The organism is Idiomarina sp. (assembly GCF_048265525.1).
GTDB lineage: Bacteria > Pseudomonadota > Gammaproteobacteria > Enterobacterales > Alteromonadaceae > Idiomarina.
On sequence record NZ_JBLXBI010000001.1, the window covers coordinates 683,297 to 701,972 of the forward strand.

At 46.8% G+C, this 18,676-nt stretch carries 13 protein-coding genes; 6 read left to right on the top strand and 7 right to left on the bottom strand.

Annotation, left to right across the window (positions count from 1 at the left end; all coding sequences use genetic code 11):
- Positions 1-24: 24 nt before the first annotated feature.
- From rpsA to gyrA, 6 genes are all read right to left on the bottom strand, one after another.
- Positions 25-1,707, bottom strand: coding sequence for a 30S ribosomal protein S1 (gene rpsA, locus ACN0TF_RS03340; RefSeq protein ID WP_417440738.1), 1,683 nt, complete (start codon positions 1,705-1,707; stop codon positions 25-27).
- A 114-nt stretch (positions 1,708-1,821) separates the two neighbouring features.
- Positions 1,822-2,514 carry a (d)CMP kinase gene (cmk, locus tag ACN0TF_RS03345; protein ID WP_253620441.1) on the bottom strand — a complete coding sequence of 231 codons (693 nt, stop codon included), beginning with the start codon at positions 2,512-2,514 and terminating at the stop codon, positions 1,822-1,824.
- Positions 2,515-2,611: 97 nt separating this feature from the next.
- Positions 2,612-3,901 carry a 3-phosphoshikimate 1-carboxyvinyltransferase gene (aroA, locus tag ACN0TF_RS03350; protein WP_417440739.1) on the bottom strand — a complete coding sequence of 430 codons (1,290 nt, stop codon included), beginning with the start codon at positions 3,899-3,901 and terminating at the stop codon, positions 2,612-2,614.
- A complete protein-coding gene (gene hisC, locus ACN0TF_RS03355; protein ID WP_417440740.1) occupies positions 3,894-4,997 on the bottom strand; it encodes a histidinol-phosphate transaminase in 1,104 nt (367 codons plus the stop codon). Before hisC ends, aroA begins: the two co-directional genes overlap by 8 nt.
- 31 nt (positions 4,998-5,028) lie before the next feature.
- Entirely contained in the window at positions 5,029-6,114 is a 1,086-nt protein-coding gene (serC, locus tag ACN0TF_RS03360) for a 3-phosphoserine/phosphohydroxythreonine transaminase (protein ID WP_417440741.1), read from the bottom strand.
- Positions 6,111-8,750, bottom strand: a complete 2,640-nt coding sequence (gene gyrA, locus ACN0TF_RS03365) for a DNA gyrase subunit A (protein ID WP_417440742.1) — start codon at positions 8,748-8,750, stop codon at positions 6,111-6,113. Before gyrA ends, serC begins: the two co-directional genes overlap by 4 nt.
- 149 nt (positions 8,751-8,899) lie before the next feature.
- Between gyrA and ubiG the strand changes: the two genes are divergently transcribed.
- The 6 genes from ubiG (at position 8,900) to ACN0TF_RS03395 (ending at position 14,703) form a co-directional block, all read left to right on the top strand.
- Entirely contained in the window at positions 8,900-9,631 is a 732-nt protein-coding gene (gene ubiG / locus ACN0TF_RS03370; protein ID WP_417440743.1) for a bifunctional 2-polyprenyl-6-hydroxyphenol methylase/3-demethylubiquinol 3-O-methyltransferase UbiG, read from the top strand.
- Positions 9,632-10,315, top strand: coding sequence for a phosphoglycolate phosphatase (gene gph, locus ACN0TF_RS03375; protein ID WP_417440744.1), 684 nt, complete (start codon positions 9,632-9,634; stop codon positions 10,313-10,315).
- Positions 10,316-10,587: 272 nt separating this feature from the next.
- Entirely contained in the window at positions 10,588-12,918 is a 2,331-nt protein-coding gene (nrdA, locus tag ACN0TF_RS03380; RefSeq protein WP_417440745.1) for a class 1a ribonucleoside-diphosphate reductase subunit alpha, read from the top strand.
- A gap of 18 nt (positions 12,919-12,936) precedes the next feature.
- Positions 12,937-14,070, top strand: coding sequence for a class Ia ribonucleoside-diphosphate reductase subunit beta (nrdB, locus tag ACN0TF_RS03385; RefSeq protein WP_417440746.1), 1,134 nt, complete (start codon positions 12,937-12,939; stop codon positions 14,068-14,070).
- A gap of 3 nt (positions 14,071-14,073) precedes the next feature.
- On the top strand, positions 14,074-14,334 hold the full coding sequence (yfaE, locus tag ACN0TF_RS03390; protein ID WP_011234611.1) for a class I ribonucleotide reductase maintenance protein YfaE: 261 nt from the start codon (positions 14,074-14,076) through the stop codon (positions 14,332-14,334).
- A 102-nt stretch (positions 14,335-14,436) separates the two neighbouring features.
- Positions 14,437-14,703: a GrxA family glutaredoxin gene (locus ACN0TF_RS03395; RefSeq protein WP_011234612.1), complete on the top strand. Its 267-nt coding sequence runs from the start codon at positions 14,437-14,439 to the stop codon at positions 14,701-14,703.
- Positions 14,704-14,739: 36 nt separating this feature from the next.
- On the opposite strand, the gene hrpA is transcribed toward ACN0TF_RS03395, so the two are convergent.
- Complete coding sequence (gene hrpA, locus ACN0TF_RS03400; protein WP_417440747.1) at positions 14,740-18,669, bottom strand: ATP-dependent RNA helicase HrpA; 3,930 nt, start codon at positions 18,667-18,669, stop codon at positions 14,740-14,742.
- Between the last annotated feature and the right edge of the window lie 7 nt (positions 18,670-18,676).

Sequence of the window (18,676 nt, forward strand, 5' to 3'; positions counted from 1 at the left end):
AATTAACTGCAACAGTGCAGTTAATTATTCGTCGTCAGTTTTTGCAGCTTTAAAGGCTTCAGCCATTGCGCTGTTAAGACCAGAACCACTGTCCTGTTGCTTATTAACGCTTTCAACCGCTTCTTTCTCTTCAACTTCGTCTTTCGCACGGATAGACAAGCTAAGAGTACGGTTTTTACGGTCAACGCCCATGAAGCGAGCTTCAATAGAATCACCAACGCTCAGTTCAGTGCTTGCATCTTCAACGCGCTCGCGTGAAATGTCTGCGGCACGAACGTAGCCTTCAACGCTTTCGGCTAATTCAACTTTAGCGCCTTTAGCGTCTACTTCAGTAACTGTACCTGTAACAATAGCACCTTTTTTATTGGCCGCCAGGTAGTTATTGAATGGGTCTTCTTCAAGCTGTTTGATACCCAGTGAAATACGTTCACGTTCAGCATCAACTTGCATGACTACAGCGGTAACTTCTTCACCTTTTTTGTAATCACGAACAGCTTCTTCGCCAGTAGCGTTCCAGCTAATATCTGACAAGTGAACCAAACCATCAATACCGCCGTCAAGACCGATGAAGATACCAAAGTCAGTGATTGACTTGATCTTACCAGTAACTTGCTCGCCTTTATTGTGGTTCTTAGCAAACTCTTCCCATGGGTTAGGCTTGCACTGTTTAAGGCCTAATGAAATACGACGACGCTCTTCGTCAATTTCCAGAACCATAACTTCAACAGTGTCGTCCAGGTTAACCACTTTAGAAGGATGAACGTTTTTATTAGTCCAGTCCATTTCTGATACGTGAACAAGACCTTCAACACCCTCTTCGATTTCAACGAAGCAACCGTAATCAGTCAAGTTCGTAACACGACCAGTTAAACGATGCCCTTCTGGGTAGCGGTTTGCGATATCAGCCCATGGATCTTCGCCTAACTGCTTAAGGCCAAGAGATACACGAGTGCGTTCACGGTCAAACTTCAATACTTTAACAGTGATTTCATCGCCAACGTTTACGATTTCACTTGGGTGCTTAACGCGTTTCCAAGCCATATCGGTAATGTGCAATAAGCCATCGACGCCGCCTAAATCAACGAACGCGCCGTAGTCAGTCAGGTTCTTAACGATACCCTGAACTTCCTGGCCTTCCTGCAAGTTTTCAAGCAGCTCTTCACGCTCTGCACTGTTTTCTTTCTCGATAACAGCACGGCGAGAAACAACAACGTTGTTGCGCTTCTGATCAAGCTTGATAACTTTGAATTCTAAATCTTTGTTTTCCAGGTGTGTAGTTTCACGTACTGGACGTACATCAACCAGTGAACCAGGCAAGAACGCGCGAACGCCGCCTAAGTCTACTGTAAAGCCACCCTTAACCTTACCAGAGATAATACCGATAACGGTTGCATTGTCTTCGTGTGCTTTTTCCAACACCAGCCATGCTTCGTAACGTTTCGCTTTTTCGCGAGACAGAATAGTTTCACCGAAGCCGTCTTCAACTGCATCAAGGGCTACGTCAACTACGTCGCCGACGCTGACTTCTAATTCACCTTCTGCATTACGGAATTGTTCTGCTGGAATCGCGCTTTCTGATTTAAGGCCTGCATCAACCAGGACCAAATCTTTTTCGATAGCAACGATAGTACCTTTAACAATGGAGCCCGGGCGTGTTTCAACTTCCTTTAGGCTTTCTTCAAATAATTCTGCAAAATTTTCTGACATAGTAATTAACTTCGCTTATAAATAAGACGTCCACTGAACTTCCGTATACAGCGGGGTTATTAAAATAGTCTGTTCGCATCCTTACAACAGACGCCTAATTAAGGTCACCTGACCCTAGCTAGTCTTTGAGAGTTTGCTGTGCGCAAACGTCAATACTTGTTCCAACACGTCCTCTATGGACGTATCAGTGGAATCCAGATACAACGCATCCTCAGCTGGCTTAAGAGGTGCCACCGAGCGATTCGTATCACGATCATCTCTTTCTTTAATTTCGTTCACTAATTGATCAATATTAGCATCAAAACCTTTTTCCTTCAATTGCTCGAAGCGTCGTCTTGCACGCTCTTCGGCAGAAGCCGTCAAAAAGATTTTGGCATCGGCATCAGTGAAAACAACAGTTCCCATATCACGGCCGTCGGCCACCAGACCCGGAAGCTCTTTAAACCCACGCTGGCGGCGCAGTAGAGCTTCTCTGACTCGTGGCAAAGCCGCTATTTTTGACGCCATATTACCCACTTGTTCAGTACGGATGGTCATGGTCACATCCTCACCTTCAAGAATAATATGTGTCAATGAGCGTTCTTCTTCGGCTTCAAACTTCACATCCAGATGCGCCGCCAAAGCCACCAGGCTTTCTTCATCTTCTGGCGTAAAATCATGGTGCAAAGCCGCTAATGCCAGCACACGGTAAATCGCACCACTGTCCAGCAAATGCCATCCTAGCTTTTCAGCCAATAATCGACTGATAGTTCCTTTTCCTGCCCCACTCGGCCCGTCAATCGTAATGACTGGAATATGAGTTGTCATAAAATCCTCTAATTGCTCTGCATTACGCAGCATTTAGCCGCGCAATTATACGCATTTGTAAAAAAATTGCATTAATCAAAGTCAGCGAGTCTAAGAGTTAACTGTGACAGAGCCGTGAAAACTCGGAAAAATAGTCGGGATAGGTCTTTGCACAACAACCGGGATCATTGATTGTCACTCCAGCGGAGGAAAATGCTACCAACGAAAAGCACATTGCCATACGGTGGTCGTCATAAGTATCAATTGCAACATGTTGCCAGTGTTTCAGCGGTTCAATGCGGAGAAAGTCCTCGCCCTCATCGACTGTGACACCGAGCTTTCGCAGCTCAGTTGCCATAGCATGAAGCCGGTCGGTTTCTTTAACCCGCCAGTTTGCGACATTACGAATTGTCGTCGGCTTATTTGCGAATAAAGCCAGTGGCGCGACTGTCATTGCCGCATCGGGAATATCATTAAAGTCCTGGTCAATGCCCTGTACACTTCCTCTGCCGGATACGGTTATGCTGTTTTTATGGTAGCTCACTGACGCGCCCATGGCTTCAATGACTTCGGCGAAACGTTTGTCGCCCTGAATAGAGTTTTTACCAACACCGATAATCTCAACCGGACCTTTACCTAACAGCGCGGCAGCCATCCAATAAGACGCAGCACTGGCATCGCCTTCGACCCAGTATTCACCGGGCGACTGGTAGCATTGCCCGCCGGTAATAGCGTAGCGCTGAGGGGATTCTTCTTTTATAGAAATGCCAAAGTCTGCGAGCATTTGCAGCGTCAGTTCAATGTAAGGTCGTGAAACCACGTTCCCTTTTAACGTCAGGGTTGAGTTACCGGGCAGTAACGGAAGCGCCATCAGTAAGGCCGAGATAAACTGGCTGGATACCGAACCATCAATTTCAAAGTCACCCGACTTTAAACCAGAGGTCATTTCTAACGGAGGGAAGCCAGTCTCCGCCAGATAGTTAACGCCTGCACCTTGAGGCTGTAAAGCATCAACTAAGTGCTTTACAGGCCGTTCATGCATTCGGGCATCACCTTTTAGCACTACCGCTTGATGTTCGCTTTTTAATGTTGCTGCCAAGACGGCTATGAGCGGCCGCATTGCCGTACCGGCGTTTCCCAGATAGAGATCAGAAACAGGTTTGTTCCAATGCCCTCCTAAACCATGCACCCGGGTAGTGAGTTTGTCATCTTCAAAGCTCACTCCCAATGCATTAAGAGCTTCACGCATGCGGCTGGTGTCGTCGCTAACCAGTAAATTATGTAAGGTGACGGGAGCCTGGCATAAAGCGGCCATAAGCAAGGCCCGGTTAGCAATGCTTTTTGAACCGGGTAAGGTGACAGTACCGCGACAATGTTGTCGCGGCTCTAAATGAATAGAATTAACCACGCAGCTTTTTCATTGCCTTAGTAAAGGCTTGGTTTTCTTCAGGCAAGCCAATGCTGACACGTAAATGATTAGGCAACTCATAGCCGCCAACAGGACGTACAATAACGCCTTCATGCAGAAGTTGATCATAGAGTTTTTCTGCATCAGAGCCGACTTCTATGGTTAAAAAGTTACCGTAAGAAGGAATGTAGTTAAGTCCTGAATCTTCACAAAAGTCAGTTAACTGCTTCATACCCTGTGCATTTAACTCAACGGCTTTTTGCAAATAGGCGTGATCATCTAATACCACTTCAGCCGCTTTAAGTGACAGCGAATTCATATTAAACGGTTGACGAATACGGTTAAGAACGTCTGCCACACTCTCGTCGCTGACCACGTAGCCTGCGCGCAAACCGGCTAAACCATAAGCTTTTGAGAATGTCCGGCTAACCACCAGGTTAGGATATTCTTTTATCCACTCCACCGACGGAGCTCGCTCGTCTTCCGGCACATACTCGTAATAAGCTTCATCCAGAACCACAATAATATGCTGCGGTATTTTATCCAGAAAGCTTTTCAGTGCTGAGGTTGATAAAAATGTACCCGTTGGGTTATTCGGGTTAGCAATAAAAATCATCTTGGTTTTATCGGTAACGGCTTTTGCCATGCCATCAAGATCGTGCCCGTAATCTACCGCCGGAACCGCAATAGGTTTAGCACCAATAGCCTGAGTAACCAATGGGTACACCACAAATGCATGTTGTGAGAAAATAACTTCGTCTTTATCTGACACAAAGGTACGGGCTAAAATTTCCAGAACATCGTTAGAACCGTTACCGAGAGTTATTTGCTGCGTTCCAACTTCATGTAACTCAGCCAGACGGCTTTTAAGGTAGTAACCATTGGCGTCAGGGTAACGCACTAAATCAGTTAACTCGGCTTCCAGCGCGGTTTTTACTTTTTCACTCAAACCCAATGGGTTCTCATTTGAAGCCAGCTTAACCACGTGCTGCAGACCTAACTCACGCTGCAATTCAGACGTAGGCTTACCCGCCTGATACGGACGTAATTGCTTTACTCCGGGATTAACCAGTTCTAATGCATTAAATTCTGCCATAGCGATTCACTACCTTTTTTATTCTATTTATTTAGCCAAGCTTGCGCTCGAAATCAGCCATATAACTTAGCAATGCTTCTACGCCTTCCACCGGCATTGCGTTATAAATACTGGCTCTCATGCCACCAACAAAACGATGCCCTTTTAGCCCTAATAAACCTTCTTTTTTAGCGCCTTGCAAAAATTCAGCATCAAGCTTGTCGTCGGCCAACTGGAAAGGAATGTTCATAATTGAACGGTAAGCCGGATTAATAGTGTTACTGTAAAAACCGGACTTATCGACAAAGTCATATAACAGCTGCGCTTTATGACGATTGCGTTCGCCCATAGCGGTTAGTCCGCCCTGAGCTTTTAGCCACTTGAATACCAACCCAGCCAGGTACCAGGCAAAGGTGTTAGGCGTGTTGTACATAGACCCGTCTTTGGCTTGAAGCTGGTAATCCATAATAGATGACACCTGCTTCTGCGGATGACCTAATAGAGATTTTTTAACAATCGCAATGGCAAAACCGGAAGGGCCAATATTCTTCTGAGCTCCAGCGTATATGACGCCAAACTTTGAGACATCCAATGGTTCAGAAAGAATATTCGATGACATATCAGCGACAATTGGCGCTTTTACGTCAGGAATTTCATGCAGCGCAATACCATCGACGGTTTCATTAGGACAATAATGAAAATAGGCGGCATTTTCAGACAGCTTCCAGTCTTCTGGAGACTGAATTTCTTTGCCTTTAGCGCCTTCCTGAACTTGCCCGGCGACGTTCACTCTGGAAACAAATTTTTCGGCTTCACGGATAGCAAAACCAGACCAAATTCCTGTATCCAGATAATCTACAGTGGCATCCGGTGACGCAATATTTTGCGGAACCGCAGAAAACTGGCCACGTCCTCCACCTTGTAAAAAGAGTACTTCATAGTCATCAGGTACGTTTAACAGGTCGCGCAGGTCTTGCTCGGCTTCACGTGCCATGTGGACATAGACAGGATCGCGGTGAGAAATTTCCATCACCGACACGCCCTGCCCATTCCAGTTCAGTAACTCTTCCTGAGCTTGTTTCAAAACGTCGACCGGCAACATTGCCGGTCCAGCAGAAAAGTTAAACAACTGACTCATGACTCGTCGGAACCTTCTTGATTTTCAGTATTGTCTTCAGCCGCGGTTTCACCTTCTTCAGCAACAACCTCGCCGTCAATTAACACTTCATCTTCATCAATTTCATCAATGCGCTGCAGGCCAACAACTTTTTCGTCATCAGCTGTACGAATTAAGCGCACGCCCTGAGTGTTACGTCCAACAGTAGAAACCTCGTTGACGCGAGTTCTTACCAGAGTACCTTTATTACTGATAAGCATGATTTCATTGCCGTCGATAACTTCCATGGCGCCTACAACGGAACCATTACGCTCGCTGACCTTAATAGAGACAACACCTTTGGTCGCACGACTCTTAGCTGGGTATTCACTCAGCGGCGTACGTTTGCCGTAACCGTTTTCAGTCACGGTTAATACATTCGCTTCTTCCTCTTCGTATTCGCGAGGAACAATCAGTGATACAACACGTTGCCCGTCTTCCAGGCGAATACCACGGACACCGGTTGCTGTACGACCCATTGAACGTACTTGCTCTTCAGCGAAGCGCACCACTTTGCCGGCGTCAGAGAACAGCATAATTTCGCCGTTACCGTCAGTGATATCAACACCAATCAGTTCGTCATCATCAACCAGGTTCAGTGCAATGATTCCGCCGTTACGAGGACGTGAGTACTCTGGTAGTGGCGTTTTCTTGATAGTTCCTTTGCGCGTTGCCATAACAACGAATTTATCTTCCGGATAGTCCCGTGTTGGCAAAATAGCGGTAATACGTTCATCAGCTTCCAGCGGTAACAGGTTCACTATTGGTTTGCCACGAGAGGCACGGCTTGCCAGCGGCAACTGGTAAACTTTCATCCAGTAAATACGACCACGGGTTGAGAAGCATAAAATGGTGTCATGCGTATTCGCTACCCACAGTCTTTCTATAAAGTCTTCGTCTTTCATCTTAGTGGCGGCTTTACCTTTACCACCACGACGTTGTGCTTCGTACTCAGTCAGAGGCTGATACTTCACATAGCCTTCGTGAGAAAGTGTCAGAACCACGTCTTCTTCGTTGATTAAATCTTCCATGCTGATGTCGTGTGCAGCAGCAGTAATATCCGTTTTACGCTCATCACCGAAGTTGTTACGTATTTCTACCAGTTCTTCACGAATCACTTCCATCAGGCGCTCTGAACTGTTCAGGATATGCAGAAGTTCAGCAATCTGTTCTAACAGGCCTTTATATTCATCCAGAATTTTTTCGTGTTCTAAACCGGTCAGTTTGTGCAGGCGTAAATCCAGAATAGCCTGAGCCTGTTCTTCGGTCAGGTGATAGTTGCCATCCCGTATGCCGTATTCTTCCGGCAGATGATCAGGACGCGCAGCATCAACGCCGGCAGTTTCCAGCATTGCAGCAACATCACCCAGTTGCCATGCGCGGGCAATTAGCCCAGCTTTAGCTTCAGCAGGCGTTGGCGAGCGACGGATAAGCTCAATAATTTCGTCAATATTGGCCAGCGATATCGCCAGACCTTCCAAAATATGGGCACGTTCACGAGCTTTACGTAATTCGTAGACTGAGCGGCGCGTAACCACTTCACGACGATGACGGACAAAGCAATCCAGCATATCGCGCAGGTTAAACAAACGCGGCTGGCCTTTATCCAGGGCAACCATGTTGATACCAAACACAACCTGTAACTGGGTATTAGCGTACAAATGGTTAAGAACAACTTCGCCAACATCGCCACGACGGATCTCAATAACGATACGCATACCGTCTTTATCAGACTCGTCACGCAAGGCACTTATGCCTTCAACGCGCTTTTCTTTAACCAACTCAGCAATTTTTTCAATTAAGCGAGCTTTATTCACCTGATACGGAATTTCCGTAACAATGATGGTTTCTTTACCCGTTTTCTCGTCAACTTCAATTTCCGCCTGAGCGCGCAAATGAATACGGCCACGACCCGTTTTATAAGCTTCGACAATACCGCTACGGCCAGAAATTGTTGCTGCTGTCGGGAAGTCCGGTCCCGGGATGTATTCCATTAACCCTTCAACATCAATGTCCGGGTTATCAATCATGGCAAGTGCACCATCGACAACTTCGGTCAGATTATGAGGAGGGATGTTCGTTGCCATACCAACGGCAATACCAGAAGAACCGTTAACTAACAGGTTAGGTACACGGGTAGGCAGAACGTCAGGAATACGCTCGGTACCATCATAGTTGTCTACAAAATCAACCGTTTCTTTATCTAAATCGGCGAGTAACTGATGCGCAATTTTCGCCATGCGAATTTCGGTATAACGCATCGCGGCAGCAGAGTCGCCGTCAACCGAACCAAAGTTACCCTGGCCGTCGACCAACATATAACGCAAGGAGAAGTTCTGTGCCATACGTACAATAGTGTCGTAAACAGCACTATCACCATGTGGGTGATATTTACCAATGACGTCACCAACGACACGAGCTGACTTTTTATAAGGTTTATTAAAGTCGTTGCGCAATTCGCTCATTGCGAACAAGACACGTCTGTGTACTGGCTTCAGGCCATCACGAACATCTGGTAAAGCACGCCCAACAATGACGCTCATGGCATAATCGAGGTACGAGCTTTTTAGTTCGTCTTCGATATTTACCGGTGACACTTCTCTGGCTAGATCGCTCATAGTTTATTCCCTAAATATAGATCCGCATATTCATTGTTATTTTGATCCAATCATTGTACCCATCCCAAACGAGTCTCGCACCCTCTTTTTCTTATTCTTTGCCTGAGGTAGACTAGCCGCGTTATCCATCTCTTAAAGACGTATAATCTATGACCACCAGTCGCTCTAAAAGTGAACAAAAAAACGTCGATCCGGAAGAGATCGCAAAATTTTCAGCCCTGGCCTCGCGCTGGTGGGACCCCGATGGAGAATTCAAACCCTTACATAAAATAAACCCCGTTCGACTAGGGTTTATTGAGAATTATACTGAAGGCCTGTTCGGTAAAAAGGTACTGGATGTTGGTTGTGGCGGTGGATTACTCAGTGAAGCTATGGCTGAACGTAGCGCTCAGGTTACAGGGGTTGATTTAGCCGAACAGTCGTTAAAAGTAGCGCGTTTACACGCCTTAGAAAGCGGGCGTCAAATCGACTATCAATGCATTGCTATTGAAACTCTGGCAGAACAGCAGCCAGCAAGCTTCGATGTGGTGACTTGTCTGGAGATGCTGGAGCATGTACCTGACCCTGAGGCTATTGTAAAAGCCTGTGCTAAAGCACTAAAACCTGGCGGGAAGATCTTTTTTTCCACATTAAACCGTAATGTAAAGTCTTGGCTGTTAGGTATTGTTGCCGCTGAGCATGTTTTAGGCTGGGTTCCCAAAGGAACTCATCAGCACCAACGTTTTATCAAACCATCAGAGCTACTGCGTATGACAGATGCCGCCGCGTTAAAAGATATCGCCATTAACGGTCTTATCTTTAATCCGTTTAAAGGCTTTGTTCTTTCAGAAAAAGATGTTGATGTGAATTACATTATCGCTTTAGAAAAGCCGGAGTCATAAATGGCCTCATCAGACAGGAATTCTCCGGTAAAGGCGGTATTGTTCGATTTGGACGGCACGCTGCTTGATACAGCCCCCGACCTGGGTGCTGCACTGAACGCCGTATGCGAACAATACGAACGCCCCGCCATTACCGCTGAAGTGTTTACGCCAGTCGCATCCCATGGTTCCAGAGGTATGCTGCAGCTAGCTTTTGCCGAAGAGTACAGCGACATGGAAGCCGAGCTCCGGCATGCGTTTCTTAGTGCTTATAAAGAGAACATAGCCATTCATACGCAACCCTACCCTGGGGTTCTCGAACTACTCTCTGTACTACAACGTGAATCTATTCAAATTGCTATAGTCACTAATAAGCCAGAGCGCCTCACCCAACAATTATTGCCTCATTTCCCGGAGTTTGAAGCTATTAGTGTGGTCGTAAGCGGTGATACCCTAAGCGTAGCAAAGCCCTCGCCGGAACCTTTATTCTATGCGGCTGAAAAGCTGGGAATAGAACCTGCAGACTGTCTTTATGTCGGAGATGCGGAACGGGATATCGAAGCCGGTCGCAATGCCGGTATGGTTACTGTGCTTGCTGAATATGGCTATATTAGCAACGAGGATCAGCCGCAACGCTGGCAAGCCGACTATCATATCGCCTCACCGCTGGAGTTACTGAAGTTACTTGCTATTGATGACTCTTGATCTATAAACATCTTTTAAAAGATCAAAAAAATATATAGCAAGATTACCAGCGCAAACTCACGCCAAGCAAAGGCTGACAAAAAATCAAGATTTCTAAATCAAAATTATTACTGTTTTTGCCCGTAAATTTACTTGATCGAAGTGGCAGTTAGACCTAGCATACTCTTCATCCTCAAGACACTAGATATTGTGTAAATATCGCTCTGTACAACTAATAGGCACAATATCTAGTGGCTACAAACATATAACAAAAAGCTAAGAGTCGGCGCAAAATGAACGAGCAACTATATGTCACTAAACGCAGCGGCGAACGCGAACCGCTAAACCTCGATAAAATTCACCGGGTTATCATGTGGGCCGCTGAAGGTCTTAATAATGTTTCAGCTTCTCAGGTCGAAATTAAGTCTCACATTCAGTTTTACGACGGTATTAAAACCGAAGATATCCACGAGACCATCATTAAAGCTGCAGCTGATTTAATTTCAGAGGAAGCGCCCGACTATCAATACATGGCTGCGCGTCTGGCTATTTTCCACTTGCGCAAACGGGCCTACGGTAAGTTTGAACCGCCGCGTCTCTACGATCAGGTCAAAAAGATGGTTGCAGAGCATCGCTACGATGAGCACTTGCTGGAAGACTACACTGAAGCTGAATTTGACCAGATGGACGAAATTCTGGATCACTGGCGTGACATGAACTTCTCTTACGCGGCCGTTAAGCAGCTTGAGAACAAATATCTGGTTCAGAATCGGGTTACCGGAGACATCTATGAAAGCGCTCAGTTCTTATACATTCTGGTAGCGGCTTGTTTGTTCGCCAACTACCCGAAAAGCACTCGTATGGACTACGTTAAACGTTTCTACGACGCCGCTTCTGAATTCAAAATCTCACTACCAACACCTATCATGTCGGGTGTGCGCACGCCTACGCGTCAGTTCAGCTCCTGCGTTCTGATTGAAGCCGGCGATAGCCTCGACTCTATTAATGCCACTTCAAGCGCCATCGTAAAATACGTATCGCAGCGCGCCGGTATTGGCATCAATGCCGGGCGTATTCGCGCTCTGGGCAGCCCTATTCGTAACGGCGAAGCTTTCCACACAGGTTGTATTCCGTTCTATAAATATTTCCAGACGGCGGTTAAAAGCTGTTCGCAAGGTGGTGTTCGTGGTGGCGCGGCTACCCTGTTCTACCCGCTTTGGCATCTGGAAGTTGAAAGCTTATTAGTACTGAAAAACAACCGCGGTGTTGAAGAAAACCGCGTTCGTCATCTGGATTACGGTGTGCAGTTTAACCGCACCATGTACCAGCGTCTGATTAAAGACGATTACATTACTTTGTTCAGCCCGTCGGATGTGCCAGGCCTTTACGACGCGTTCTTTGAAGATCAGGACGAATTTGAGCGTTTGTACCTTCAGTACGAACAGGATGAGAGCATCCGCAAAAAACGTATTAAAGCCATTGAGTTGTTTGGTTTGTTTATGCAAGAACGCGCCAGTACTGGCCGTATCTACGTACAAAACGTTGACCACTGCAACACGCACAGCCCGTTCGATTCAAAAGTTGCTCCTATTCGTCAGAGCAACCTGTGCCTTGAAATTGCGTTACCAACTAAGCCTCTAAGTCATGTGAACGACGAAGAAGGTGAAATTGCCCTGTGTACACTGTCGGCCTTTAACTTAGGCAAAATTGAGAGCTTAAGTGAATTTGAAAACCTTGCCGACTTAGCTGTTCGCGCACTGGATAGTCTGCTGGATTATCAGGAATACCCGGTTCCGGCCGCTTACAATGCAACAATGAACCGTCGTACTCTGGGTATTGGTGTTATTAACTTTGCCTACTACTTAGCTAAGCACGGCGTTAAATATTCAGACGGTTCTGCAAATGGTCTGGTTCATCAGACCTTTGAAGCAATACAGTATTATCTGATGCAGGCGTCAATGAACCTGGCTAAAGAAAGAGGTGCCTGCCCTAAATTTAATGAGACCACCTACTCTCAGGGCATTATGCCAACCGACACCTACAAGAAAGACCTGGATAAGGTTTGCGATGAGCCTCTGCACCTGGACTGGGACAAGCTTCGTGCCGACATCAAACAACATGGCATGCGTAACTCCACATTATCAGCGTTAATGCCTTCTGAGACATCGTCACAGATTTCTAACGCAACTAACGGTATTGAACCGCCTCGTGGTTTTGTCAGCATTAAGTCGTCAAAAGACGGTGTCACCAAACAGGTTGTTCCAGACTACGAAAACTTAAAAGACAAGTACGAGCTGTTATGGCAAATCCCTAACAATAAGGGATACCTTGAGCTGGTGGGTATTATGCAAAAGTTTGTCGACCAGACAATTTCTGCGAACACCAATTACGACCCAAGTAAATTCGAAGCCGGTAAAGTACCAATGAAGCAGCTTCTGCAGGACTTATTAACGGCCTATAAGCTTGGCGTTAAGACGCTTTATTATCACAACACCCGTGACGGTGCTGCGGATAATCAATCCGACATTGCGGCACGTAAAGGTGCTACTGCGTCTCAAGCTCAGCCGACAACAGTGATCATTGAAGAAGATGATGACTGTGCCGGCGGCGCCTGCAAAATTTAATAAGAAGGATTTTAGCGAATGTCGTACTCAACCTTTAATCAAGAGCAGAATAACCCGTTAACGGAGCCTATGTTTTTAGGCAACTCCGTTAACGTTGCTCGCTACGACCAGCAAAAACACAGCATTTTTGAAAAGCTGATTGAAAAACAAATCAGCTTTTTCTGGCGACCTGAAGAAATCGATGTCAGCCGCGACCGCATCGACTTTAACAAGTTAACAGCCAGTGAAAAGCATGTGTTTATTTCTAACCTGAAGTATCAAACACTGTTAGATTCAATTCAGGGGCGTTCGCCGAATATCGCGTTACTGCCTATTGTTTCTCTTCCGGAACTGGAAACCTGGATTGAAACCTGGTCATTCTTTGAGACCATACATTCGCGCTCGTACACACATATTCTGCGTAACCTGTTTAGTGATCCCAGCGAAGTCTTTGAAGATATCGTCATTAACGAGCAAATTAAAATTCGCGCGAATGACATCTCCAAGTACTACGATGATCTTATTTTCTATACTCAACTGTTGCAGACGCACGGTGAAGGCGATGTCGTTGTTGAAGGCAAAACCCATACCGTAACGCAACGGGAAATTAAGAAGAAACTATTCTTATGCATTAACTCGGTTAACGCGCTTGAAGCTATTCGTTTTTATGTCAGTTTCGCCTGCACTTTCGCTTTTGCAGAACGTGAGTTAATGGAAGGCAACGCAAAAATTATTAAACTGATTGCCCGTGACGAAAACGTTCACCTGACATCGACACAGCACATTCTTAATTTGTGGCAATACGGCGAAGACGACCCGGAAATGAAAGAAATTGCCGAAGAACTGCGTGACGACGCCTATGAAATTTTCATGACTGCAGTGAAGCAAGAAAAACAGTGGGCGCACTACCTGTTTAAAGACGGCTCAATGATTGGCCTGAACGAGAGCATGCTCTGCCAGTACGTCGAATATATTGCGAACTTACGTATGCAGGCCATTGGCTTTGACGCACCGTTTGAGAACCAGCGTTCCAACCCTCTACCGTGGATGAATAAGTACCTTGTTTCAGACAACGTTCAGGTAGCGCCGCAGGAATCAGAAATCACCTCTTACCTTGTTGGTCAGATAGATAGCGAAGTGAGTGCTTCCGACCTTGGGGACTTTGATCTCTAAGCTATGGCTAACACCTTTAAAGTCACTGTCAACGGTGGGCCCGAACTTGCCGTTGACGCGACTGAAGGCACCTTACTCGAGGCCTTAGAAAAGCATCAGTTAGAAATGCACTACCACTGCCGCAGTGGTTTTTGTGGTGCCTGCCGTAGCACCCTAAAGTCCGGTAAAGTCCGTTATACAACAGAACCTCTGGCTTATGTCAGAAAAGGCGATATTCTGCCCTGCTGCTGTGTACCGGAGTCGGATTTGGACATAGACCACTAAGTATTATTCATTAAATCGATTGTGCCCATCGTGCAGAACAATTGTTAACCAGCAATAAAATCTGGATAATGGCACCATAAATTTTTGTGAGAGAGGTATTTCATGTTTACAGTCATTTTTGGACGTCCGGGTTGTCCGTTTTGTGTTCGTGCCGTAGAAGTTGCGGATAAATTAAAAGCCGATATGGAAGATTTTGATTATCGCTATGTCGACATTCACGCTGAAGGCATCAGCAAAGCTGACCTGGAAAAAACGGTAGGCAAACCGGTACAAACGGTTCCTCAAATTTTTGTCGACGAACAACACGTTGGCGGTTTCACAGAATTTGAAGCCTACGCAAAAGAAAACTTAGGGCTATACACTGCATAGTTCTGTGTAAGTAATGTAACCCTATCGTAGAGGCGGCTATCTAGCCGCCTCTATTGCTTGTTTAACCCGCTTTTCTGACACCGGATACTTCGTTCCCAGCGTCTGCGCGAAGAATGATACTCGCAGCTCTTCAATCATCCAGCGAATTTCAGCAACCTCATCGGGAACCACCGAACCTTTATTTTCATAAGCTTTCACCGCCGCTTTATACTGCTCTTCAAGGTTGGCCAGGGTCAGAGTCATCAATCTGTCCTTATTCGGGTCAACCGGCAGTTTTTCTAGCCGACGTTGAATAGCTTTTAAATAACGCACAATGTCACTCAAGCGCTCCCCACCAAAAGCAGAAACAAACCCGGCGAACACTAAGTTATCCAGTTGGTCCTGAATATCGCCCCGGGACTGGATCTGATCCAGTGGAATTTTACCTTTAAGAGACTTTCTAACCTGTTGTGACAATAGAAGGCACTGTTCAACTTCCAGTGCTATTTGTTCAACACGATCATTCAAATTAGCACGAACAATATCTTTTAATTGCTCAAATCCCTTTTGTTCACGGAGCTCATTGCCCTGCTCAATCTGTTCCTGAATAAGGCCGTCTACCGCCGCTGCTATACAGTCGGCTATTAACGCATCCACTTTACCCCAGGGGTTAAAGTACATAGTCAACTTGGCTTTATTCGACAGTGACTTCTGTAAATGCTTAATAGGTGACGGTATTTGCTGCAATAACAATTCGCGCACACCGGCTTTATGATGCTTCTTAGCCTGCTCCGGGTTATCGAACAACTGCAGAGCAACCTGCCCTTTGCCTTTATTGATTAAGCCCGGATACGCCTTCAGCTCAAAACCTTGCTGACGTTCGGTAATAACTTCCGGTAAGTCATCAAAGTCCCAGCTATCGACGCGCTCACGGCTAATATCGTCACCGGCGGTTTTCTCCAGTCGCTGCTGCACTTTACCCGACAATTGCTGCTGAAGGCTTTGCAAATCACGCCCCTGGCTAACCAACTTTTTGCCGTCAAGAATCTTAAAGTTCATGCGTAAATGAGCCGGTAGCGAGGACTCATCCCAGTTTTCTTCCGGAACCGTCACGCCGGTCATACGCCGCAACTTAGTCGCCATAGCATCGGTTAAGCGCCCCTGCAGCGGTTCAATATCGGCTATAATCGCGCCAGCAAAGTTAGGTGCCGGTACAAAATTCCGGCGTAAGGTTTTCGGCAACGACTTAATTAAGTGAGCAATACGTTCCTCGCGAAGCGCCGGAATATGCCAGTCGAAACCTTCCGGCTTCACCTGATTCAGAATACCCAGTTGGATATTCACACTGACGCCGTCGTCTTCAGCGTTAGGTTCAAAATGGTAGCTTAATGGCAGTCGCAAGTTGCCTTGTCGCCAAAACTCCGGATATTCATTTTCTGTAATGTGTTCGGTGTCGCCGGCAATAAGGTCATCGCGTTCAAAAAACAGAAGTTTAGGTTCTTTTTTGGCCGCCTTATGCCACCAGCCTGCCAGTAGCTTTTCGTTGTATATGCCTTCGGGTATTGCGCGGTCATAAGCCTCGAACAGGACCTCTTCATCCACCAGAATATCGCGCCGGCGGGACTTCGCCTCCAGCGCCTGAACATCCTGAATCAACTTTAAGTTGTGTTGAATAAACGGCAGTTTGCGCGTCAGCTGCGAATTAACCAGCCCTTCGCGGATGAAAATCTCCCGGGCTTTGACTGGTGAAACCGGACCAAACTGGACACGCCGTCTGGGTACCAGAATAAGTCCCAGTAACGTCACCTGCTCATCGGCAATAACACTGCCTTGCTTCTTCTCAAAATGAGGCTCAAGGTATTGTTTTTTAACTAAGTGTGGCGCGGCTTCTTCTATCCACAGCGGGTCAATATCGGCATTAATGCGCGCATACAACTTCGAAGTTTCCGCCAGTTCAGCGGTAACAACCCATTTCGGAGGTTTGCCAAACAAACCTGAGCCCGGAAAAATATGAAAACGCGTCTGGCGTGTTCCCTGATATTCGTGTCGGTCTTCTTTAAAGCCCACCTGAGACAATAAGCCAGTAATCAACGCCCGGTGCACTTGCTCGAAAGTGGCCGCTTCTTCATTAATGGATAACCCCATTTCCCGAACCGTTTGTCGGCTCTGCGTGTAAATGTCCTGCCACTCACGCAGGCGCATAAAATGAATAAACTCACGACCCATTTGCTTACGGAACTGATTTCCTGACAAGGCTTTTTGTTTTTCTTTGACGTAATTCCATAGATTCAGAAACGCCATAAAGTCGGAGCTTTTGTCACGAAAACGCTGGTGCCATTCATCGGCTTTTTGCTGCGCATCGTGTGGCCGTTCGCGCGGATCCTGAATACTCAGAGCCGCGGTAATTATCAGCATTTCACGAACACAACCATATTGCTGTCCGGCTATGACCATTCTGGCCAGGCGCGGATCCAGAGGCAGCCGCGACAGTTGACGTCCCGTATCCGTTAATTTCGGTTGCTCATTTTTACGTCCGGGCTTAATGGCATGCAACTCTTCCAGTAAGTTCAGGCCATCTTTAACAAAACGCTCATCGGGCTTTTGAACAAATGGAAACTGGCGAATGTCACCCAGGCGCAACGACGACATTTGCAATATGACCGCCGCCAAATTGGTACGGAGAATTTCTGGGTCGGTATACTCCGGACGCTGCAAAAAGTCCTCTTCACTGTATAAGCGAATACAAATGCCCGGACCAATACGGCCGCAACGCCCCTTGCGCTGGTTGGCACTGGCCTGTGAAATAGGCTCAATAGGTAAGCGCTGCACTTTAGTGCGATAACTGTAACGGCTCATGCGCACGGTGCCCGGGTCAATCACAAAGCGTATCCCCGGAACCGTTAACGAGGTTTCTGCCACGTTGGTAGCAATAACCACCCGGCGTTGACTGTGCGACTGAAACACACGGTTCTGCTCGTGCGAAGACAAGCGCGCATACAAGGGCAATACTTCAGTATTACGCAGCTGTAAGTCCCCGATAGCATCTGCGTAATCGCGGATTTCGCGCTCACCGCTGGCAAAAATGAGAATATCGCCTTCACTTTCACGTTGCAGCTCTTCCACCGCCTCACAAACCCCCTGAAGAACATCGGCATCAGCAGCTTTGCCATCTTCTTTAGGCGGCCGATACCGAACTTCCACCGGATAGGTTCGGCCGGTTACCGTCAGTACGGGAGCATCATGAAAGTGTTTGGAGAAACGTTCGGTTTCGATGGTCGCTGAGGTAATAACAACTTTGAGATCACGGCGTTTGGGCAGCAGCGTATGCAATACGCCCAGCAAAAAGTCGATGTTCAGACTGCGCTCATGCGCTTCATCAATAATAATGGCGTCGTATTGCAGTAGCAGAGGGTCTTGCTGCAGTTCGGATAACAGCATACCGTCGGTCATCAGTTTTATTGCCGTAGTCGGTGCGGTCTCATCCTGAAAGCGGATTTTATAACCCACCTGCTTTTTCGCGTGATCCTGCAGCTCATCCCCAATTCGGGCAGCAACACTGCGTGCCGCCAGCCGCCGGGGCTGAGTATGACCAATGGTACCTTTGCGACCATACCCCAGTTCCAGCAACATTTTCGGTAGCTGCGTGGTCTTACCCGAACCGGTCTCGCCGGCAATGACCACCACCTGATTCTGCTCAATGGCTTTCTTAATGTCGCCACGCTGCTGGGCAACCGGCAATTCTTCGGGGTAACTGATATGAAACTTTTGCTGCTGACGCTCCAGATACGCCAACTCAGCAGTCTCGATATCGCCCGCTATCCGCTCCAGCACTTGCTGCTGTCGTTGCTCGTTTTTAATTTTACTCAGACCACGCAAACGACCGCGCAAAAGCGCGGCCTGTTGTGTTGTACATTGCTCTAATTGTGTCTGAAATTTATCAACAAAAGGCTGACTTTGTGATTTATCGTGCGATTTTTGACGACTCATAGACTCC